At 37.1% G+C, this 22,061-nt stretch carries 18 protein-coding genes and 4 tRNA genes; 17 read left to right on the top strand and 5 right to left on the bottom strand.

Annotation, left to right across the window (positions count from 1 at the left end; genetic code table 11):
• Positions 1–97: 97 nt before the first annotated feature.
• Positions 98–2,227: a S9 family peptidase gene (locus J2T03_RS09135; RefSeq protein ID WP_307210827.1), complete on the bottom strand. Its 2,130-nt coding sequence runs from the start codon at positions 2,225–2,227 to the stop codon at positions 98–100.
• Positions 2,228–2,347: 120 nt separating this feature from the next.
• Here J2T03_RS09135 and J2T03_RS09130 point away from each other — a divergent pair, with 120 nt between their 5' ends.
• Both J2T03_RS09130 and J2T03_RS09125 read left to right on the top strand, forming a co-directional pair.
• On the top strand, positions 2,348–2,821 hold the full coding sequence (locus tag J2T03_RS09130; protein ID WP_306846189.1) for a hypothetical protein: 474 nt from the start codon (positions 2,348–2,350) through the stop codon (positions 2,819–2,821).
• 11 nt (positions 2,822–2,832) lie between these two features.
• Positions 2,833–3,018 (top strand): DUF6496 domain-containing protein, encoded by a 186-nt coding sequence (locus tag J2T03_RS09125; protein ID WP_080778153.1) that lies wholly within the window; start codon positions 2,833–2,835, stop codon positions 3,016–3,018.
• A gap of 70 nt (positions 3,019–3,088) precedes the next feature.
• Here the strand turns inward: J2T03_RS09125 and glgP are convergent, their stop codons facing one another.
• On the bottom strand, positions 3,089–4,744 hold the full coding sequence (gene glgP / locus J2T03_RS09120) for an alpha-glucan family phosphorylase (protein ID WP_307210826.1): 1,656 nt from the start codon (positions 4,742–4,744) through the stop codon (positions 3,089–3,091).
• Positions 4,745–4,947: 203 nt separating this feature from the next.
• On the opposite strand from glgP, the gene J2T03_RS09115 reads away from it, so the two are divergent.
• From J2T03_RS09115 to J2T03_RS09095, 5 genes are all read left to right on the top strand, one after another.
• Positions 4,948–5,745 (top strand): hypothetical protein, encoded by a 798-nt coding sequence (locus J2T03_RS09115; protein ID WP_306846191.1) that lies wholly within the window; start codon positions 4,948–4,950, stop codon positions 5,743–5,745.
• Between the two features lie 169 nt (positions 5,746–5,914).
• Entirely contained in the window at positions 5,915–8,023 is a 2,109-nt protein-coding gene (locus tag J2T03_RS09110; protein WP_307210825.1) for a T9SS type B sorting domain-containing protein, read from the top strand.
• A gap of 92 nt (positions 8,024–8,115) precedes the next feature.
• Positions 8,116–8,703, top strand: a complete 588-nt coding sequence (locus tag J2T03_RS09105; protein ID WP_307210824.1) for a DUF1572 family protein — start codon at positions 8,116–8,118, stop codon at positions 8,701–8,703.
• Positions 8,704–8,773: 70 nt separating this feature from the next.
• Positions 8,774–10,120 (top strand): tRNA (N(6)-L-threonylcarbamoyladenosine(37)-C(2))-methylthiotransferase MtaB, encoded by a 1,347-nt coding sequence (gene mtaB / locus J2T03_RS09100; RefSeq protein WP_306846194.1) that lies wholly within the window; start codon positions 8,774–8,776, stop codon positions 10,118–10,120.
• A gap of 51 nt (positions 10,121–10,171) precedes the next feature.
• Positions 10,172–11,689, top strand: a complete 1,518-nt coding sequence (locus J2T03_RS09095) for an FMN-binding glutamate synthase family protein (protein ID WP_306846195.1) — start codon at positions 10,172–10,174, stop codon at positions 11,687–11,689.
• 67 nt (positions 11,690–11,756) lie between these two features.
• Here J2T03_RS09095 and J2T03_RS09090 read toward each other — a convergent pair whose 3' ends face one another.
• The gene (locus tag J2T03_RS09090; RefSeq protein WP_307210823.1) at positions 11,757–12,500 is read right to left on the bottom strand and encodes a hypothetical protein; all 744 of its coding nucleotides are present in this window, start codon (positions 12,498–12,500) and stop codon (positions 11,757–11,759) included.
• Between the two features lie 55 nt (positions 12,501–12,555).
• Here J2T03_RS09090 and J2T03_RS09085 point away from each other — a divergent pair, with 55 nt between their 5' ends.
• The gene (locus J2T03_RS09085) at positions 12,556–12,996 is read left to right on the top strand and encodes an RNA-binding S4 domain-containing protein (RefSeq protein WP_307210822.1); all 441 of its coding nucleotides are present in this window, start codon (positions 12,556–12,558) and stop codon (positions 12,994–12,996) included.
• 13 nt (positions 12,997–13,009) lie between these two features.
• Here the strand turns inward: J2T03_RS09085 and J2T03_RS09080 are convergent, their stop codons facing one another.
• Entirely contained in the window at positions 13,010–13,525 is a 516-nt protein-coding gene (locus J2T03_RS09080; protein ID WP_306846198.1) for a shikimate kinase, read from the bottom strand.
• Between the two features lie 114 nt (positions 13,526–13,639).
• Between J2T03_RS09080 and J2T03_RS09075 the strand changes: the two genes are divergently transcribed.
• The 4 genes from J2T03_RS09075 to J2T03_RS09060 all read left to right on the top strand — a co-directional run bounded on the left by J2T03_RS09075 (position 13,640) and on the right by J2T03_RS09060 (position 14,227).
• Positions 13,640–13,712, top strand: a tRNA-Lys gene (locus J2T03_RS09075).
• Positions 13,713–13,748: 36 nt separating this feature from the next.
• Positions 13,749–13,831 (top strand) — tRNA-Leu (locus J2T03_RS09070).
• Positions 13,832–13,904: 73 nt separating this feature from the next.
• Positions 13,905–13,977 (top strand) — tRNA-Lys (locus J2T03_RS09065).
• Positions 13,978–14,154: 177 nt separating this feature from the next.
• Positions 14,155–14,227 (top strand) — tRNA-Lys (locus J2T03_RS09060).
• A 187-nt stretch (positions 14,228–14,414) separates the two neighbouring features.
• On the opposite strand, the gene panC is transcribed toward J2T03_RS09060, so the two are convergent.
• Entirely contained in the window at positions 14,415–15,263 is an 849-nt protein-coding gene (gene panC, locus J2T03_RS09055; protein WP_307210820.1) for a pantoate--beta-alanine ligase, read from the bottom strand.
• 171 nt (positions 15,264–15,434) lie between these two features.
• On the opposite strand from panC, the gene J2T03_RS09050 reads away from it, so the two are divergent.
• From J2T03_RS09050 to porL, 5 genes are all read left to right on the top strand, one after another.
• The gene (locus J2T03_RS09050; RefSeq protein ID WP_034703356.1) at positions 15,435–16,205 is read left to right on the top strand and encodes a glycogen/starch synthase; all 771 of its coding nucleotides are present in this window, start codon (positions 15,435–15,437) and stop codon (positions 16,203–16,205) included.
• Between the two features lie 12 nt (positions 16,206–16,217).
• Positions 16,218–17,852 carry a DUF4270 family protein gene (locus J2T03_RS09045; protein ID WP_306846200.1) on the top strand — a complete coding sequence of 545 codons (1,635 nt, stop codon included), beginning with the start codon at positions 16,218–16,220 and terminating at the stop codon, positions 17,850–17,852.
• A 41-nt stretch (positions 17,853–17,893) separates the two neighbouring features.
• Entirely contained in the window at positions 17,894–19,747 is a 1,854-nt protein-coding gene (gene glmS / locus J2T03_RS09040; RefSeq protein ID WP_306846201.1) for a glutamine--fructose-6-phosphate transaminase (isomerizing), read from the top strand.
• A 108-nt stretch (positions 19,748–19,855) separates the two neighbouring features.
• Entirely contained in the window at positions 19,856–21,277 is a 1,422-nt protein-coding gene (gene porK, locus J2T03_RS09035) for a type IX secretion system lipoprotein PorK/GldK (RefSeq protein WP_306846202.1), read from the top strand.
• Between the two features lie 56 nt (positions 21,278–21,333).
• Entirely contained in the window at positions 21,334–22,026 is a 693-nt protein-coding gene (porL, locus tag J2T03_RS09030) for a type IX secretion system motor protein PorL/GldL (protein ID WP_306846203.1), read from the top strand.
• Positions 22,027–22,061 lie beyond the last annotated feature (35 nt).

The following is a 22,061-nucleotide window of genomic DNA, read 5'->3' as shown; positions in this document are numbered from 1 at the left end:
TGATAAAATAAATAATATTTTCCAAAAATGATTAATAAAATAAATATAAAAACCTCTTATTTACTTAAGAGGTTTTTATATTTATTAAAAAAAGGAATTATAAATTATTCAAAATAAAATCCGTCATTTTCTGATACAGCTGTGGTCTTGTCTGGCCACCATAAATTCCGTGGTTTTTATCCGGATAGGCCATAAACTCAAACTGTTTTTTGTTTTGGATCAAAGCTTCAGAGAATTCCATAGAATTCTGGAAATGTACGTTGTCATCAGCTGTTCCGTGAATCAATAAAAATTTACCTTTTAATAGGTTGGCGTATTCCGTTGGAGAATTTTTATCATATCCGTCAGGGTTTTCCTGAGGAGTTCTCATAAATCTTTCTGTATATACGGAATCATAATACCTCCAGTTCGTTACCGGTGCTACAGCAATTCCTGCTTTGAAAACATCAGCTCCTTTGGTCATTGCCAAGCTTGTCATATAACCTCCGTAGCTCCATCCGAACATTCCGATTCTGCTTTTATCAATATAAGACTGGTTTCCGAACCATTTTGCCGCAGTGATTTGATCTTCAATTTCATATTTACCCATATTCATATAGGTAACTTTCTTAAATTTTGCACCTTTATAGCCGGTTCCACGACCGTCTACACAGGCAACGATGTAGCCTTTCTGTACCAAATGGTTAAACCATAAAGCATTTCCATTGTCCCATGAATTGGCAACCTGCTGTGATCCCGGACCGGAATACTGATACATGAATAGCGGATATTTTTTGTTAGGATCAAAGTTTTTAGGCTTCATAATCCATGCATTCATCTGATCGCCTGCACCGTTTGGAATCGTGATGAATTCTTTATCCACAAAATTGTCTGTCTTTAATTTCTGCAGCTGTTCGTTATTGTTCTGCAGCTCTTTTACTGTTTTACCGTTTCCGTCTTTTAGAACATAAGTATAAGGTTTTGATGCAGTAGAAGACGTTTCAATGAAATAACTGTAGTTTTTGCTGAAATTGGCAGAATTGTTTCCTTCCGTATTAGAAATCAGTTGGGATTTTCCGTTTTCAATATTAACTTTTGAAACTACCTTATTAATACTTCCTTTTTCAGTGGTCTGAACATAAATTTCCTTAGACTTTGGATTGAATCCGTAGTAGTCAGTTACTTCCCAGTTTCCTTTTGTGATCTGTTTTTTTAACTTCCCATCCTTGTCATACCAGTACAGATGGCGGTTTCCGTCTCTTTCAGACGCCCAAAGGAAAGAATCATCCTCAAGGAATTCCAGAGTAGGACTGTCCGTATCGATCCATTTATCATCTGTTTCTGTGAATAGCTTTTGAACGGCCCCAGTTTTAGTGTTGACTTTTAAAACATCCGAAGCATTTTGAATTCTTTCAGAAGTTACCAGAACGATCTCGTCAGGTTTTGCTGTCTGGATAACGTTCGGGATGTAATAATTTTTGAAAGAATTTAAATTGATGGGCATCGTCTTTCCTGTGTCAAGACGGTACAGCTGCGCTGAAACGATGGAGTTTTTTTCTCCTGCTTTAGGATATTTGTAACGCATTTCCTCCGGATAAAGTTTTTTTCCATAGATCGGAATATAGATCTCCGGAACCTGGCTTTCATCAGATTTTACAAATACAATGGCATCTGAATTTTTTGTCCACTCATACTGTCTTGCATGCCCGAATTCCTCTTCATACACCCAGTCTGCCAATCCGTTGATAATGGAATTTTTCTTGCCGTCATTCGTAATCTGAGTGATTTTTCCTGAACTCAGATCCTGATAAAATAAATTATTTTCTGCAATAAATGCTACTTTAGTGGCGTCAGGAGAAAATCTGGGCTCCTGAACTGTTTTACCGTCATTTAAGCTGATGGTTTTCCCCGATTTCAGATCTTTCACCTCAAACTTTCCAAGAAATGAATGTCTGTAGATCGGCTGGCTTTCAGTTAAAAGAAGGATTTTTGACTCATCATCAGAAAATTCATAGCTTTCAAATTTACCATCAACGAGATTTCCTTCTTTTTGTGAAGTTTTGTAAGAATATTTGGCAATTCCCGTCGGTTCAATGACCAGATAATTTTCTCCGTTCTTCATGGATGCTATACCGGCAATGCCTTTTCCACGGTAATAGCCCGAATATATTTTATCTAAAGTGATTTCCTGTGCCGATACATTATGGAATGCTACAGCCACAGTAAGAGTTAAGAGTATTTTTTTCATTTCTAATTTTAATGGATCTCAAAGATAATAATTTTATTAAATGCATAAAAAAGCTTTTTTCATACAGGTTTTGGCAAAAAAATTGAATGTATTATTATACAATCAAATTAAATAATAATTATGGAAACGAATGCATACAACCAAAAACTGAACCGCTATGTTTTGGACGATCAGATTGTTTATACAGGATTTTCAAGCTTTAAAGATGCAGAAGATTGTGCAAACAAAAAAGGTGGGACTCTGGTAGAAGTTGGTTTTAAGGATGGGAATGATAATCCGCAGATTACACATGAAGCAGGTCTTATTGAGAAAAAACTTCATTACTACGTTTATGCTGGCAATGAATATAAATTTATTCATTCATCTGATCCCGGATTCAGAAAATACGCAGATGAATTACAGAAAATAAAATCAGAAATGCGTCAGGACGCACCGGACGAAAGATACCTGGCTAATTTTGAAATTGAAAATGCAGAAGATCCGATCATCGTGATCAAGAATGACCATTTTGAATCGGTGACTTCCAGAGAGCGCTCAAAATATTTGAAGCATGCTGAAGTTTATGAACTAGGGGTATCCCTGCCCAAATCTTAAAAATTTTTATCATGAGCAAAACAAAATATTCAGAAAAAGCTCAAGACAAAGTAGGAAAAGTCATGCACGAATTCAAGGAGGGGAAATTGAAGTCCTCTTCAGGAGAAAAGGTAACCAGCAGAAAACAGGCTGTGGCCATAGGAATTTCAGAAGCCAGAGAAAAAGGTTTAAAAGTTCCGAAAAAGAAAAAAGAATAATACAAAATCCCGTGAAAATACTTTCACGGGATTTTGTATTATACGTCAGTTTGATTGAAATCTTTATCTTTTATTTGTAAAGCACTTTGTAATATTCGTCTGCCATTCTATCACTGTTAAATTGGTCCTGAACATCATTCATAGCATTATACTGAATTTTTCTCCAATGGTCCGGATTGTCGTAATATGTAGGCAGGATTTCGTTTTCAAGAATATCATACAGCTTATTCAGATCATAAGTATCCTGTTCGTAAATACTCATATTTGAATAATCAGCTTTCGGAACAACAAATGAATTTTCTCCTGGCTGGGCAAATTCAGGAATCCATCCGTCATCAGTAGAAAGATTTACAGATCCGTTCATGGCAGCGGTCATTCCTGATGTCCCCGAAGCTTCTCTCGGTACCCTTGGATTGTTGAGCCACAGATCTGAACCTTGCTTCAGAGACTTGCTTAAGGAAAGCTCATATCCTGTAAGAACAGCCATATTCTTGTGATCCTTACTTTCCTCTACCAGGGTATTAAAGGTGGAAATCGCAGAATAATCCATTGGATAAGGTTTTCCTGACCAGATGATCTGTACCGGATATTTCTCATTATTCAGCAATTTGTAAAATCTTTCCTTATCATGCAGCAGTAAGTCTGCGCGTTTGTAACCTGCAAATCTTCTGGCCCAGACAATAGTGAAAACATTAGGATTGAAGAGATTTCCAGTCTGGTCTGCAACAATTGTAAATAATCTTTTCTTTAAATGCTTTTTACGGTAATCAAAAACAGTGGCATCATTCTCGTCTTTGGCATTATAAAGAGGCTTATCCGCCCAGTATTTAAATTCTTGTGCATTGGTAATGGAAGTAATTTCACAGATTCCAGGATATTTACTCCACATAGCTCTGGAAACCACACCATGCAGTTTGGATACACCGTTCGCCATTCTTGCCATTTTTAAAGCACACAGAGAGTGATTGAAACGGTCATCACTTGCTCCTTCGATACTTTTTACATCTTCCATGCTGAACCCTGAAAAATAGGACATATCATAGCACAGTTTCAGGTTATGCTTTTCATTTCCGGCTTCTTCAGGAGTGTGGGTGGTGAAAACCAGTTTTTCCTTCACCCGGTTCAGATCTCCGTTATACTTTTTCAAAAGATAAAATGCAGCGGGAAGTCCATGGGCCTCATTCAGATGATAGATATCTCTTTCAGCGTTCATTTCATCCAGTAATTTAGCACCTCCTTTTCCCAGTAAAATATACTGAGCCAGTTTTGTAGATTCATTGGCGTCATATAATTTGTGGCAGATCGTTTTAGAAACATGATCGTTTTCCGGAACATCCGTAGAAAGGAAAAACATGGGTGCTGTATTGAAAATTTCAGGATCAAGATACCATACTTTTACCCAAACCGGCGCGCTGTGGATCTCAATCTGAAATTTTATGCCAGTATCTTCAAGGAAGCTGTACATTTTTCTGGTCCATACCGGCTGAAGGGTCTGGTCATGGTTTCTGGCCTGATCGTAATAACCGAATTTCCAGAGAATTCCGATCCCGATAAGGTCCTGTTTCAGGTTGTATGCACTTCTCATATGGGATCCTGCAAGGAATCCTAAGCCTCCCGAATATATTTTTAAAACCTGTTCAATGGCAAATTCCATCGAAAAATAAACGGCTTTTTTAGAATATTGTGGATTGATGCTGTAAGGTATTTTAAAATTTTTAAAATCCATATAAATCACAGTTTTATAATTTGAACGCTAAAGGTATTGATTATGAAAATAAACTTTACATTAATTATTTGATAAATTAATTTAAAAGTATCCTGTGAATAGTTTTTTTACTTACCTTTATTATGTAAATTTTTGAAAATCAAAAACTTCTAACGGTGAAAACCAATATGGCGTGTGTTCTTGGTCACATAAAAAAATCACCTATGAAAAAGACATTTTCTGATGAAGATTTAATAAAGAATCTAAGCCTATACTATATGAACCGGCATTTGAAAAAAAAGCCGATGGAAAAGTATCACCGTAAAATAGATGAATCTCTGCTTCATGATCGCGAAAAGTATAGAAAGAAATCTGAGATTCTACTGCTTAATTCGTTTATGCATCACTTCCCCGATGTCAAATTTGAAGATCTTACCTGCGAGAGTCCGGACTTTATCGCCAAACTCAACGACAAAAAGATCGGGATAGAACTGACTGAAGTGATCAATCATCTGGAAATGAAAAAAGTAGAAAGCACTTTAAATAAGATGTTCCGCCAGGCAGAAATACTATTAGAACAGGAAGACACCGCGAAATATCGTGGTGTTTATTTTTTAGAATTTCACCCCAATATCAAGTTTGATAATATCGAGCAGCAGGAGGAAAATATTCTCAGTATTTACAGAAGCATCAAAAAGAACAAACCTTTAGGCTGTGTGAAAGGGATGAGGAAATCTTTTCACCGCAGAAATGTTTTTATTACCCATGAATACAGCATGAACCTTTTTGATGAGCTTTGTTCTGAAAAGATCCTTGAGCTTATTGATAAGAAAAATGAAAAATTCCCATATTACGATACTTCCGTAGACGAATGCTGGCTGGTAATTGTTTCGGACATGAACTCCATTGCCTCAAGGTATACGTTTATTCAGGACAAAGAACATTTGCAGGAAGTAAAGAGTCCGTTTCATAAAATTTTCCATCTCGAAAATCTCTGTGGAAATATTACAAGCATAAAATAGTTGGTGTTTATCGTGTTATATCGTAATTATTTAATGTTTTTATTTAAAATAATTCAAGATTTTTAAAAATCCATTGTTTGTGATTAAAATATAGGTATATTTGATGTATGTGTTGTAAATCAATGGATACCATTTGGTTTTCAAATCATTAACTAAAAACTATATATCTATGAAAAAACTTTTACTCCTTATTTTTTTAGGTATTTCTCAGGTATTCTTTGCGCAGGCAGACTGTTCAACAGCGCTTGCCGTCTGCGGAAATTCCAATATTACTTATAGTCCTACCGGATATGGCAACATTAAAGAATTGGTCAATTCGGGAAGTTGTATAGACGGAACGGGTGAACATAATTCGATCTGGTATAAAATAACGATTGCTACAGGAGGAACGCTTACCTTCGATCTGGTCCCAAACAATCCGGATGCCGACTATGACTGGGCCATCTTCGGTCCTAATGTAAACTGTGGAACTTTAGGAGCACCCATACGCTGCAATGCTGCAACGGTTATTGGGCCCGGGCCAGCTACAGGCTTAAATATGACAAGTACTCTTACCAATGCGGTCGGAGGTTCACTTACACCTTATTGTAAATATTTAGATGTTTTACCAGGACAAACTTATTATTTATTTATTGACAACTGGGTAAGCAGTACAAGTACTACAACAGCTCCGTTTTCTTTAACATGGGGTGGAACCGCAACATTGGCATCTCCGTTTACAGATCCTGCCTTACAGCCGTATCCGTTTATCCCTCCGGGAGTTCCTGCTGCTAATCCGGCAGATCCAAAAGAGGTAATTATCTGTGTAAACCCTGCTGTATTTGACTTCTCTACACTTTCTGCAGGTATTTTAAACGGAAACCCTAATTTTAGCGTAAGTTATCATACCAGTCAGAATGATGCATTAACCGGGAATAATGCCATTACGGTTCCTACAACTGTAAATACAACTTCTGTTTACTATTACAGCATAGGCTATACGGACCCAGTCAACCCAAACAGTCCGCTCAATAAATGTAAACAGATCGGAACTTTTAAATTTAAGGACGGTAAAATCACGGCAAAAAATGCAACACTCACCCAATGCAACAACAATAATGCAGGAACAGCAGTATTTGATCTTACAACAGCAGATGTTATTGCAGACCCAACCGTGACCAAGAAATATTACAACACGCTCTCAGATCTGAATGCAGGCATTAATGAAATTACCAATCCATCAGCATTTACTTCTGCAGAAGGAACCATTTTTGTTAAAGTGATTTCATCCTTCGGGTGTACTGCTGTTGCCCAGATAACATTGAAATTCTATCCAATTGTTGTGGTAAATGATACTACATTAAGATCCTGTTCTATTGAGAGTGCTCCTTCCACGGCATCTTTTAACCTTACGGCAGCATCAGTAACCTCTCAGACCGGAACCAATAAAAAATATTATCCCTCAGCAGCAGATGCAGTGAATCAGACTAATGAAATTTTAACACCTGCGGCATATATTGCTCCCAACGGTGTGGTTTATGTACGGGTTTCCAATGCGCAGGGTTGCTATAGCATAGCTAAAATTACATTAGTGGTTATTCCACCGGTTTATTCTACCATTCTTAAAGATAAAATTATTTGTGTGGAAGACAGAACAACTTTGGATGCAGGCTCGGGATTTAACGGCTATGAGTGGAGTACGGGAGCAACTACCCAGACAATTACGAATGTTGGAGTAGGTACTTATTGGGTAAAGCTTAAAACAGGAGATTGTACCGTTGTACAAAACGTAAAAGTATATCCTTCTGAGCAGCCCGTTGTTTCAGGTATAGAAATTTCAAACACTACCGTTACGGTATTTGTGATAGGAGGAACGGCCCCTTACAAATATTCCATGGATAATATAAACTGGCAGGATTCCAATGAATTCAGCCATGTTAAAAGAGGCGATGCCACTATATTTGTCAAAGATTCTTACGACTGTGATCCGATAGATATCAGTATCGTTGTCCCTAATCTTGTCAATGTGATCACACCAAATGGGGATGGCTACAATGATTTTATTGATTATTCTGCACTGTCCAATAAGAAAAACTTAGTGATGAATATTTTCGATCGTTATGGAAATATGATCTATCAGATCGATAAATTTACCGGCTATAAATGGGATGGAACCAGCAAAGGAGGAGTAAAAGTACCTACCGGAAACTATTGGTATTCTGTGGGCTGGAATGAAAATGATAAAATGAATACCCCAATAAAATATTCAGGATGGATTGTAGTTAAGAACAGGGATTAGGCTTTTTAATAATAAACTATTGATAAAACCATTTCGAAAGAGATGGTTTTGTCGTTAAATAATTTTAAATTAGATTCATCAACAACAGAAAAATGAAGGATCTTTTTGTAAAACGTTTTCAATATTATAAATCTCTCGGTGACAAATCATTCGGACAACTTGCTGATGAGCAGATTTTCTGGCAGTACAATGATGAAAGCAATTCTATCGCAGTAATTGTAAAACATATTGCCGGAAATATGCTTTCAAGATGGACAAATTTTTTAACGGAAGACGGAGAAAAGCCATGGCGCAACCGTGACGATGAATTTGTTAATACCTTTAAAACCAAGCAGGAGGTCATTGAGTATTGGGAAACAGGCTGGAAGTGCCTTTTCGACGGTCTTGATCAGATTAATGATGAAAATCTATACAATACTGTTTACTTAAGGGGCGAAGCACATTTGGTTATTGATGCCGTTTTTCGCCAGCTGGCCCATTATCCATATCATATCGGGCAGATCGTTTATATTGCGAAAATGATCAAGAATGATAATTGGAAAACACTTTCCATTGAAAGAAATAAGTCGCAGGAATTTAATGCCGAAATGAAAGACAAGTTCTCTAAAGAAGAAGATGCTTCCAATTCATCTCCGGTATGTTTTCAAAACAGCTCTGAAGTAAGGGATGAATATAAATAATAGACTGAATCGATTTAGAATTATTATTAAAATTACTATCTTTGCCCCCAGAAAATTCAGGAGTAAATAAATGTCTACTTTTCACGGAACTGCCGCATTTCATACACTCGGCTGCAAATTAAATTTTGCGGAAACATCTACTATTGCCCGCCAATTGACAGATGCAGGTTATGATAAAGTAAGTTTTGACGATAAAGCAGATGTTTATGTAATTAATACCTGTTCAGTGACTGAAAATGCTGACCGTGAATGTAAATTGCATGTAAAACGGGCTATGAAAGCCAATCCTGAAGGGCTGGTCGTTATTGTAGGTTGCTATGCACAGCTGAAGCCTGAAGAAATTTCACAAATCGATGGAGTAGATCTTGTCCTGGGAGCTAAAGAGAAATTCAATATTTTAAGCTACCTGGATGATTTGGAAAAATCGGAAAGTGAAGGTATCGTCCATTCCTGCGAGATTGAGGAAACCGATTTTTTTATCGGAAGCTATTCAATTGGTGACAGAACAAGAGCCTTTCTGAAAGTTCAGGATGGATGTGATTACAAATGTACCTACTGTACCATTCCGCTGGCAAGAGGAATCTCCCGTTCAGATACCATCGAAAACGTTCTTAAAAATGCCAAAGAAATTGCCGAAAGAGACATCAAAGAAATTGTTCTTACAGGAGTTAATATCGGTGATTACGGTAAAGGAGAATTCGGAAATAAAAGACATGAACATACTTTCCTGGATCTCATATCAGAGCTTGATAAAGTAGACGGCATCGAAAGAATACGTATTTCTTCCATAGAACCGAATCTTTTGAAAGACGAAAGTATTGATCTGGTTTCCAAAAGCAAAAGCTTTGTTCCCCATTTTCACATCCCGCTACAGTCAGGATGCGATGATCTGCTGAAAAAAATGAAGCGCCGTTACCTTACCAAGCTGTATAATGACAGAGTGAATAAGATCCGTGAGGTAATGCCTGATGCAGCTATTGGTGTCGATGTTATTGTAGGATTTCCGGGTGAAACAGAGGAGAAATTTATGGAAACCTATAATTTCCTGAATGAACTTCCTATCACTTACCTTCATGTATTTACCTATTCCGAAAGAGAAAATACGGAAGCAGCCGATATGGACGGTGTAGTTCCTATTCCTGAAAGAAAAAAACGGAATAAAATGCTGAGAATACTTTCTGAAAAGAAAAAGATGGCATTTTATCAGACTCAACTTGGAAAAACGCTTCCCGTTCTTTGGGAGCACGAAAATAAAGACGGCAAAATGTATGGCTTCACGGAAAACTATGTGAGAGTCCAGAAAGATTTTGATCCTGCATTCGTTAATCAGATTGAATTTCTAAATTTAGAAAAAATCCTGTCAGATGGCACGGTTTCTGTGCAGTCATCCTTCGAAAGTTTTTTAGCAAAAGCGTAGTCTTTTTGCAAAATTTCTACTAAATTTATTTTAACTTTAAATACTACATTCATGAGAGATAAGTTTTTATCTTGGGGAATTGTATTAGTAACTGCTACATGGATCGTCGCATTACTGATCAGAGCGCATTACTGGATACCCATCCTGTTATCTGCCATCTATGCATTGGGTGTTTACAATGCCTACCAGTCGAAACACGCTATTTTGAGGAATTTCCCGGTACTGGGATACTTCAGGTACTTTTTCGAAAGTATTTCACCCGAAATGCAGCAGTATTTCATAGAAAGGGAAACAGACGGGAAACCGTTTCCCCGAAACCAGCGTTCTGCAGTGTATAGGCGAGCCAAAAATCTAAGCGATACTGTGGCTTTCGGAACACAGCTGGAAGTTAATCACAGAAAATATGAAGGAATCAAACATTCTATTTATGCAAAATCACCTGCAGAAGAGCTTCCAAGAGTATGGGTAGGAGGAGAGCAGTGTACACAGCCTTACCATGCTTCTTTATTCAATATTTCGGCAATGAGTTTTGGAGCATTAAGCGACAGAGCACAGATTTCATTGAACAGGGGTGCAAAAAAAGGAAATTTTTATCATAACACCGGAGAAGGAGGAATTTCTCCCTATCATTTGGAAGGAGGAGATCTTTGCTGGCAAATTGGAACCGGATATTTTGGTTGCCGTGACGAAGAAGGGAAATTTAACCCCGAATTATTTGAAAAGTATGCAACCCTCCCCAATGTAAAGATGGTTGAAATTAAGTTGTCTCAGGGGGCAAAGCCAGGACATGGAGGTGTGCTTCCGGGGGTGAAAAACACACCGGAGATCGCAAAAATCCGTCACGTAACTCCGGGAATGACTGTTATTTCACCGCCATCCCACAGTTCATTTTCTGATGCTGCAGGTCTGCTGAGGTTTGTACAGCAATTGAGAGAACTTTCAGGAGGGAAGCCAACCGGCTTTAAACTTTGTATTGGTGATACCAAAGAATTTGAGGATATCTGTGTACAGATGAATGTTTTGAAGATCTATCCGGATTTTATCACCATAGATGGAGCAGAAGGAGGAACAGGAGCAGCACCGCCGGAATTTTCAGACGGAGTGGGGATGCCTTTGGAACCCGCCCTGATTTTCGTTAACAGAACCCTTAATAATTATAATTTAAGAAGCAGGCTAAGAGTTATTGCCAGCGGAAAAGTACTGACAAGTTTAGATATTCTGAGAGCGGTGGCAATGGGAGCTGATATGTGTAATAATGCGAGAGGGTTTATGTTCTCATTAGGTTGTATCCAGGCTTTAAGATGTAATAATAACAATTGTCCGACAGGAGTTGCCACTCAGGATAAAATGCTGGTTAAAGGACTTGATGTTACGGATAAAAGTGAAAGAGTATATCATTTTCATAAAAACACACTGCATACCTGCAATGAACTGATTGCAGCAGCAGGAAGAAGCTCTTACGAAGAAGTGGATGCCACTATGTTCATGAGAGGAGATGAATTTGACCATCTGGCGGATTTGTATTTCCCTGATATTTTAGGGAATGTAAAGCAGAAAGCAAGAACTTAAAAGCATATAAATAAAAACCGCCTTCATCTGAAGGCGGTTTCTTTATGTAGAATATATTAATCTTAAATTATTGTCCGTCAGGTCTGTCAGCTCTTCCGTATACCTGGAAATTAAACACCATAGAATAATTTCTTAAAGAGTATTGTGTGCTGTAAGGGTAGTGTGGATCTCTTGCGAATGCAGCTCTTGACGGTACTAAAATTACACCCTGAAGATTATATGGATCTCCGCTTGGAAGATTTTTAAAAGCTTTGAATTTCTGAATGGCTTCACGGAAACCTTCCACTTCATAATAACTTCTTTGCTGTGCTACTCCTGTTGTTGCAGCATCCAGTATAGACTGTTTTACATAATAATACATCGGATCTATTATTGGAAGACCGTTGCCATTAATTGTATTGGTAATGGGCAAGGCTGCTGCGAAAGCAACATTTCCATCGGTATTAACAGACAAATAAGCAGTCGTTCTGATCATCATAGTAAGAATGTCTTTCGGGCCGATAGTTTGTGGCTCAACTGTTGGCTGTGCTCCTTCTCTCACAATGTATATGGTCCCGGAAGGAAGCGTTTGATACGGCAGATCTATTAATTTTTTTTCATTGTCATCACTGGCATCTGTTGTGCTGAAAGCTTTTATATTTCCCTGGGCGTCCAGATAATTTTCGCTCATAAACTTCTTAATAGCCTGATCGTCATAACTGTTCTGAACGGAGATGTCTTCCGGCTCTGTATAAGTTTCAACTTCATCATCTTTCTTACATGCAGAAAAACATAAAGATCCCGCAAGGATATATAAAAATATTTTTTTCATTTCAAAAAACTTTAATTACTTTACAAATAATATAACGGCAAAAGTATAAAAAAATATGAGAATAGATAAATTTTTATGGTGCATTCGTTTTTATAAGACGAGAAGTATTGCAACAGAGGAAATTAAAAAGAACAGAGTTTCTATTGGAACGTCTGCCGTAAAGTCGTCCAAGGAGGTAAAAGAAGGAGATGTTATTAAGATCCGCAAAAATCAAATTGATTATAAAATAAAAGTTACCCAGATCCCCAAAAGCAGGATGGGAGCGAAGCTCGTTCCTCTTCATATCCAGGATGTAACAGACAAAGAGCAATATGAATTATTAAAGCTCCGCAAGATGTCGCAGGACTATTATAGAAATAAAGGTGAAGGAAGGCCTACTAAAAAAGACAGGCGCGAGATGGATGAATATGTAGGAAATGATATAGCCTCAGACTTTACAGACTGGGATGATTTCTTTGGAGAAACAACAGATGGCCCCGAAGAAAGCGAAGATTAAAAATATAAAAGCTCTAGAGATAGAGCTTTTCTACTATTTCCTGGACAATATCTTCAGGATCCCGGGAATCCGTATTGATGCTAAACTGCGCTTTGCTGTAAAAAGCATTTCTTTCAAATAAATGCTTGGCAATGAATTCAGGCAGATCTTCATCGGAAATATTAGCTATTAAAGGCCTCTTTTCTTTCTGTTTGGAAAGCCTTTCGTATAAAGTACCTACAGAAGCTCTTAAAAAAATGCTTTTTGAGCTGAGGTTGATAATTTCCATATTGTTATAATAAACAGGCGTTCCCCCACCCAGGCTTAAAACCACGTTTTCTTCCGAAGCCAGGATTTCTTCCAATGCCTCTCTTTCCAGCTTTCTAAACTGAATTTCTCCCTTTTTTTCGAAAATCTCAGGAATGGTTAATTTATTTCTCCTGGAAATCTCTTTATCAAGGTCAATTAGTTTGAAATTTATTTTGTCGCTTAAAATTTTGGAAATGTGAGATTTGCCACATCCCATGTATCCAATCAGTGAAATAACCATGAATTTTTTTTAAACAAATTTGCAAAAAAGTTTTGAGATAATGAAAAAACTTCTATCTTTGCACCACTGAAAACGAGGGACATTATTCAAATGTAAATCGTTGCTAAAGTGACCGACTCGGTAGCTCAGCTGGTAGAGCAATACACTTTTAATGTATGGGTCCTGGGTTCGAATCCCAGCCGGGTCACAAGCGAAAAAATTACTAGATTTTTGTAATTTTATAGCCTGCGTGGTGAAATTGGTAGACACGCCATCTTGAGGGGGTGGTTTCCTAAGGATGTGCTGGTTCGAGTCCAGTCGCAGGCACTGCAAAGAAAATTTAATAATTATAGTGAATAATTAAAATTTAATTTTATATTTATCATTATTAATTATGACCGACTCGGTAGCTCAGCTGGTAGAGCAATACACTTTTAATGTATGGGTCCTGGGTTCGAATCCCAGCCGGGTCACAAGTTTACTGAAAAGTAAATTTTTTTCATATTAATATTTTGTGATTTGGTGTTTCAAAGGTCTCCGCAAGAGGCCTTTGATTTTTTTTATATATTCTATTGCAGGAATCAAAAAAAAGCATATCTTTGCACCTCTTAAAAACGACGGCATTAAATGCTGATCGTAAACAAGTGACTGACTCGGTAGCTCAGCTGGTAGAGCAATACACTTTTAATGTATGGGTCCTGGGTTCGAATCCCAGCCGGGTCACAAGTTTACTGAAAAGTAAATTTTTTTCATATTAATATTTTGTGATTTGGTGTTTCAAAGGTCTCCGCAAGAGACCTTTGATTTTTTTATATGATAGCTTCAAAAAGAAAAAACTCTGATAAAGCAACCAGAGTTTATATTATATAAAGAAAATATGCTGAATATTTTGTTGAACAAGTGTTTAATATTAATCCAAATGCATGTTATCAATTAATCTGACACCATCTACTACAACTACGATGAATGCTCTGTAATTTCTGTCCTTATAGAAAAAATCAGTTTCTTTCAAAGTTTCTTCATCAGCGATTAAAAAGTACTCTAATTTCATGCCCTGCTGATGATCAAAGATATCTGTTACTCTTTCTTTTATTTCGGGAATAGTGACAACCCGAAACCAGTCATTTACTTTAACTAAGGTCTGGTAAATGATCTTTGCAGTTTCTTTTCGGTCTTCGTGAAGCCTTTGGTTTCTTGAGCTTAATGCTAATCCATTTTCTGCTCTGTAAATTGAAACTCCTGTAATTTTTACGGGTAGATGTTTCTTTTCTACCATCTTTTTAATAATGGCAAGCTGTTGAAAGTCTTTTTCTCCAAAATAGGCATTATCTGGCTGGACCTGTCTGAAAAGCTCTTCCACTACAGTTCCCACTCCATCAAAATGTCCTGGTCTGGACTTGCCTTCCATTTCATTTTCCAGTCCATCGAAATCATAATGCTGGCTTTCTGTTTTCTCAGGGTAAATATCTGCTACTTCAGGAATATAAACTGCATCTACTAATCCTGAATTTTTCAGGATAAGGATATCTCTGTTGATATCTCTTGGGTACTTTTCCAGATCTTCCGGATTATTGAATTGGGTTGGATTTACAAAAACTGAAGAAACCACCAGGTCATTGTCTTTTCTGGCTTCTTCATACAGGGAAAGATGACCTTTGTGAAGTGCTCCCATCGTAGGGGCAAAGCCTATCTTTTTTCCCATTTCTTTCTGTCTTTCAATGAAATCCTGAAGGGTTTTCTTATTCTTTATAACTTCCATAGCTTATTTTAATACTAATTCAAAAATACTAAAAATATCATATAATTATATGAGTTTTTAATAATTTGAAAATAGGAATTATCGTAAAAAAATGTTAATTAAAATAATGTTGAATGTTTTTTTGTAATTTTGCACATTAAAGCATTTTTACAAAAATATAGATAGAAATTTATGCCGAATCAAAAAATACTGTACATTACTACAGAGATGTATCCATATCAGGAAGACACGAATATGGCTGCATTGGTAAACAAAATGGCACTTAAGATGCACAATGAAGGCAATGATGTAAGAGTTTTTATGCCAAGATTTGGACAAATAAGTGAAAGAAAATTCCAACTTCATGAGGTAATCCGTCTTTCGGGAATGAATATTATTATCAATGACCTGGACCAGCCTTTAATTATTAAAGTAGCGTCTCTTCCGGGGGAAAGACTTCAGGTTTACTTTATTGATAACGAAGAATACTTCAAAAGAAAACAATACTACGTAGATGACGAAGGAAATCCTTTTGATGACAACGATGAAAGAGCGATTTTCTTTGCAAGAGGTGTTATAGAAACCATCAAAAAGCTAAACTGGGTTCCAGATGTAATCCATTTGAACGGATGGATGTCTTCTTTTGTTCCAATTTATCTGAAAACCTATTACGAATCTGATACTTACTTCAAAGATGCTAAGATCGTCCTTTCTTTATACAATGAGAAGGATGCTAATCTGGACAAGAACATTGCTGAAAAATTGACATTCGACAATATTTCTGGATTAAAGGCGTTAGATAATCCGACAATCAAAAACTTTGTTATTGAAAGTATGAAGTATGTTGACATGGTGGTGAAAGGAGATGAGTTTCTGGATGCAGACCTTGATAAAGGTTTCAACGAAACAACTACTCCGAAATCAGAATATGTTGATGTAGATTCTATAAACCAACTTTATTAAAACACATTTTTAATGACTCATACTGTTAAAAGGACCTTAGCCATGCTTTTTGTGGCGGTTTTCGGGAGTGCCCTTCTTTATAATTGCGAACCGGAAGCGGATTCGTTGGGCGAGCAGCTTTTTGTAGACGGGGCTGCGGAAGGCAATGTAATTTCATATCCTCTTATAGCCTATAATGTTAATAATAATGACTCCATCCGTAGTGATGCGGGCAGACTTATAAGTCAGGTGACCGGAACAGGGACAACTTCCTCTCTTGCTGTATTAGGCGCTTTTTCCGAGGGACAATTTGGTATGCAGAAAGCATCCTTTCTTACCCAGCTGAGAATGAGTACTGATAATTTTAATTTCGGAACTACTCCAAAAGTGGATTCTGTTGTATTGGTGATGAAGCCTTATGTTGCTTCTGCTGCTGATTCAATAATAACGCGCCCTCTTAAAGAGGAAAATATATTGATAGGAACTGAAAACGTAGCTGTCTCTACAGAGATAAAGACCTATCCAACGGATTTCACCTTTAAATATGGTAAAACGAAATTAGGTACGGGGGGATCTCATACTTTGCTCCATATCAATGTAGATGAAATTACAACATTCATGGATAGTAATATTGATGCCTTCAGATATTCCAACCCGTCTGTAAGTATAGGGCAATCATTGGGATCCGGTATTCTTGAGGGAAGAGTGACTGCTAAAACCATTACCAAGAAATCAGATAATACAAATGTATTTACTTCGGAGCCAGGACTTAGAATCCGTTTAAATAAAGATTTTTTCCAGACCAAGATTCTTGACAAAAATGGCAAGCCAGAGCTTATGGATGCTGCCAACTTTACAAGATATTTTAAAGGAATAAAACTTTCCGTAACTGATACAGATGGATACCTTTTACAACTGTCTCCGGATAATATGGAGATTGTTATGTATTATACCAACGAGAAAAATGATAACGGAACCATTACAAGACCACAGTCTACTTTCAAATTCTCATTATCGGGGAATGTAGGTAATGCCCGTCTAGGCCAGTATGAGTATGACAGAACCAGTTCTGCATGGGGGATTGCAAGGAATTCAATCAATCCAACGACCGGAGATAAGAAACTTTATCTTCAGGGAATGGGAGGTCCTTCAGTACGTGTAAAAATACCAGATCAAACCATCAATGATCTTAAAACATTATATGTAACAAAAAAGGCAGCCATTGTAAGTGCCAGAATTAGAATCTATACAGATGAGGTAGTTTGGAAAAATAACTACAAGAGGATAGACAATAATTTTACCCTTCTTCCTTTAACGAAGGATGAAAAGACAAACTTGGAGGTGCCTAAAGATTTTCTTACTGATACCTCTGTAGGCTTTAACTGGATAAGGTCTTATGATCTGGATAAAAATCCTTCTTATTATGAGTTTACAGTGACGAAAACAGTAAAAGATATTGTTGAACAAGCAGCTGATGGAACAACTAAGGAAAATAAGCCACTATTGCTTAACATGGGGAAATTTATCCTGTCTGATGGTACTAAGAGGTTAGGATACAGATTTACAGAAAGGGCATTTGCAACAGAAAGAGGGGTTTTTGTAGGATCAGATGAAAATAACCCTGAAAAAAGAATTCAGTTAAAAATCATTTACGGTACTAAAAAATAGTACAGATAAAAAAATAAACAAACACTAGACAAAATAAAAATATGTGCGGAATTGTAGGATATACAGGGTTTCAAGATGCGTATGATATTGTAATCAACGGTCTTAGAAGATTGGAATACAGAGGATATGACAGTGCAGGAATTGTTTTAGAAGGTTCAAACAATAAATTTGAAGTAGAAAAAACAAAAGGAAAGGTTGATGATTTGGTGAATATTTCAGCGCAGTTGAAAGGTACGGCTAAAATAGGGATGGGACACACCAGATGGGCTACCCATGGAGTTCCAAGCGATAGAAACTCACACCCTCATTTGTCAAACAATGGAAAAATTGCTCTTGTACATAATGGTATTATAGAAAACTACGATACTATTAAAACAATGCTCAGCGAAAAAGGATTTACTTTTAAATCTGAAACAGATACTGAAGTATTGGTTAACCTTATCCAGTATTTTATGGATCTGAAATCTGAAACGGATTTCCCGACAGCAGTAAGATACGCTTTGAATGAAGTATACGGGGCATACGCTATCACTGTACTTCATGAAGATTATCCGGGAGTATTGGTTGTTGCAAGACTAGGTTCTCCATTGGCGATAGGTCTGGGAGATAAAGAATACTTTATTGCTTCTGATGCATCACCTTTCGTAGAATTTACTAAAGAAGCGATCTATCTTGAAGAAGGACATATGGCTACAATTTCACTGGAAAATGGAGTAGACATCAGGACTATTAATGACAACTCAAGAATCGAACCTGAAGTTCAGGAGCTTAAACTGAGCTTAGAACAGATTGAAAAAGGAGGGTACGAGCATTTTATGCTTAAAGAGATTTTTGAACAGCCTAAATCTATTCATGATACGATGAGAGGGAGACTTCTTGTAGATGAAGGAATTATAAAAATGGCAGGTATCTGGGATCATTTAGAAAGATTTAGAAATGCAAACAGAATCATTATTATTGCCTGTGGTACTTCATGGCATGCAGGTCTTATCGGGGAATATCTTATTGAAGAATATGCAAGAATTCCGGTAGAGGTAGAATATGCATCAGAATTCAGATACAGAAATCCAATTATTACTGATAAAGATGTTGTTATTGCAATTTCCCAATCAGGAGAAACAGCAGATACAATGGCAGCATTGAAGCTGGCAAAAGAAAAAGGAGCATTTATATATGGTATTTGTAACGTAGTGGATTCTTCTATTGCAAGAATTACAGATGCCGGTTCATATACTCATGCAGGACCGGAAATCGGTGTGGCTTCTACAAAAGCATTTACTGCACAGCTTACCATCCTTAGCTTAATTGCATTAAAATTAGGAAAGCATAACGGTAATTTAGGAAACGCTGAATTCATGAGCTTAATTGCTGAATTGGATGCTATCCCTAAAAAGATCGAAGAAGTTTTAAGTACAACCCACGAATTAACTCAACATATTGCTAAAGACTTTGTAAGCACAACAAACTTCCTTTATCTGGGAAGAGGATACAATTATCCTGCGGCATTGGAAGGCGCTTTAAAGCTGAAAGAAATCTCTTACATACATGCAGAAGGATATCCGGCAGCAGAAATGAAGCACGGACCTATTGCCCTTATTGATGAGAACATGCCAATCGTTATTATTGCTCCTAAAAAAGGACATTACGATAAGATTGTGAGCAACGTTCAGGAAATTAAGGCTAGAAAAGGAAAAGTCATTGCTGTAGTCAATAAAGGAGATAAGCAGGTAAGCGCAATGGCAGATTATGTTATTGAAATCCCGGAGACCTCAGAATGTTTCTCGCCAATCGTAGCATCAGTGCCTTTGCAGCTATTAGCTTACTACATTGCTGTATACAGAGGAGCTAATGTAGATCAGCCGAGAAACCTGGCAAAATCCGTAACCGTGGAATAAAAAACAGTTGTAAATAAAATAAATTTAGATTTCTTCCGTTATTTCAAAAAAAATCTTAAAAGTTTCTTAAAAAAATTATATATTTACGGCTTAATTATAAAAATTAACATGAAAAGGATATTTCTTTTATTATTGTCTGCGTCGGTAGCATCAGTATCTTGTTCAGGTGGTGGCAGTTCTTCTGTAGGGAAACCTGGAACGAAAGGAGAATTGATACCAAGAGAAAAAACGAAATCATTTGTTGCGGAAAGACCATTTGGAATGGTTGGTATTCCTGCAGGTTCATTTGTTGCTGGTCTTGCAGATCAGGATCCAACAAATACTCCTGAAAAAGCTTCGTTGAAAACTGTTACTGTTTCCTCTTTCTTCATGGATGAAGCGGAAACTACCAATGCAGAGTACAGAGTATTTATCAATTATGTAAGAGATTCCATTGCGAGAACTCTACTAGCTGAAGCTGCTGGGGAAGGCGGTGAAGAAGGCGGACGTAGAGGAGCAAGCATCGGTGACTATGCATATCTTGCTAAAAAAGAAGAAAATTTAACACCTTATCAAGAATATTTAGAAGGCCAGGGAGGAAGAGAAGACGGAGGTTATGATGCAACTAAAAGACTAGACTGGAAAATCCCATTACACTGGAGCACTGGAAAGTACCCTGATGTAGAATACGCGGAAGTTTTAGAGTCTATGTATCTGCCTGCTTCTTCCAGAATCGGAAACGAAAGAATTTTAGACGTTAGCAAACTAAAATATAACTATCAGTGGGAAGATATGGATGCCGCACTTGCTGAAAACGAAAGAGGAGCAAACTTCCTTAAAAGTTCCAGCATTGCGATCTATCCGGATACTACAGTTTGGGTGAAGGATTTCCACTTTGCTTATAACGAGCCATTGTTCGAACAGTATTTCTGGCACAAAGCCTATAAAGATTATCCTGTAGTTGGGGTAACCTGGGACCAGGCAAGAGCTTACTGTAACTTCAGATCCAAGCTGAAAACAGATTATAACGAAAGCTTAAAAAGAAAAAAACAAAGACCAATGAAGTTCCGTCTTCCTACAGAAATCGAGTGGGAATACGCTGCTAAAGGCGGAATGCAAAATGCTACTTACCCTTGGGGAGGTCCATATTTAATGGATGACAGAGGTTGCTACCTTGCCAACTTCAAACCGAAGAGAGGTAACTATATGGAAGACGATAAAAAAGGTACTTATACATATACAGCTCCAGTAAAGAAATTTAAGAAAAATGGATTTGGGTTATTTGATATGGCTGGAAACGTTTCTGAATGGACAGCATCTGCGTATAACAACTCTTCTTATGGATTCTCTTCTACGCTAAATCCTTCTACGAAAAATAAAATAGATACGAAGAAGTCTGTAAGAGGTGGGTCTTGGAAAGATATAGGATATGCACTGATGACAGGTGCTAGAGATTGGGAAAGAAAAGATTCTGCAAGAAGCTATATCGGATTCAGAACTGTACAGGATATTCCTGAAGCAGCTGTTAAACCAAGAAGAGTTAACAGATAATAACCAGACAATTTTTCAATAACAATTTTATTTAACATTAAAAAAACTAACTTAATATGTTTAAGACTAAAGATGCTTGGATGAATTTCTTTTATTCATTCGGTGCTGCAATTGTAATTCTTGGAGCTTGGCTTAAAATTACTCACATTACCTTGGGACCAATTAATGGTAATATCGCTCTTACAGTGGGACTTATTACGGAGGCTATTATCTTTATCATTTTTGCATTTGACCCTCCAAAATCAGAAGAATCTTATGCATGGGAAAACGTTTATCCTGAACTATTAGATAAGCATGCCAATCCCAACCCTTTACATTCTAATGTGTCATCCAAAAACAGTGCACAGCAGTTTGCAGAATTAGAAAATTCTCTTTCAAATAAATTAGACAAAATGCTTCAGGAAGCAAAATTGGATGTTCAGTTGTTTGACAGACTTAGAACAGGTATCGACAAGTTCTCCAGCTCTGTTGATCAGATCAACCAGACTGTTGATGTATCTGCTTCTACTCATAAGTATAACGATCAGCTTAACAAAGCTGCACAGCATATGGAAAGTATGAATGCTTTATATGCAATGCAGTTGGAAAGCGGTAAAAAACAATCTGAATTTGCTAACAAATATGTAGCAGATATGCAGAAGTCTGCAGAACAGTCTGAAAAATTCAATCAAGAATTACAAGGTTTAACAACTAATCTTAATAGCTTAAACAGAGTTTATGGCGGTATGCTTACTGCTATGAAGTCTTAATTCCTAAACCATTTCTAAATTTAACTACTTAATCA

The sequence above is a fragment of the Chryseobacterium lathyri genome (genome assembly GCF_030812195.1).
Classification (GTDB): Bacteria; Bacteroidota; Bacteroidia; order Flavobacteriales; family Weeksellaceae; genus Chryseobacterium; species Chryseobacterium lathyri_A.
The sequence above is the reverse complement of the archived record's forward strand: the minus strand, read 5'-3'. Positions and strand labels throughout refer to the sequence as shown.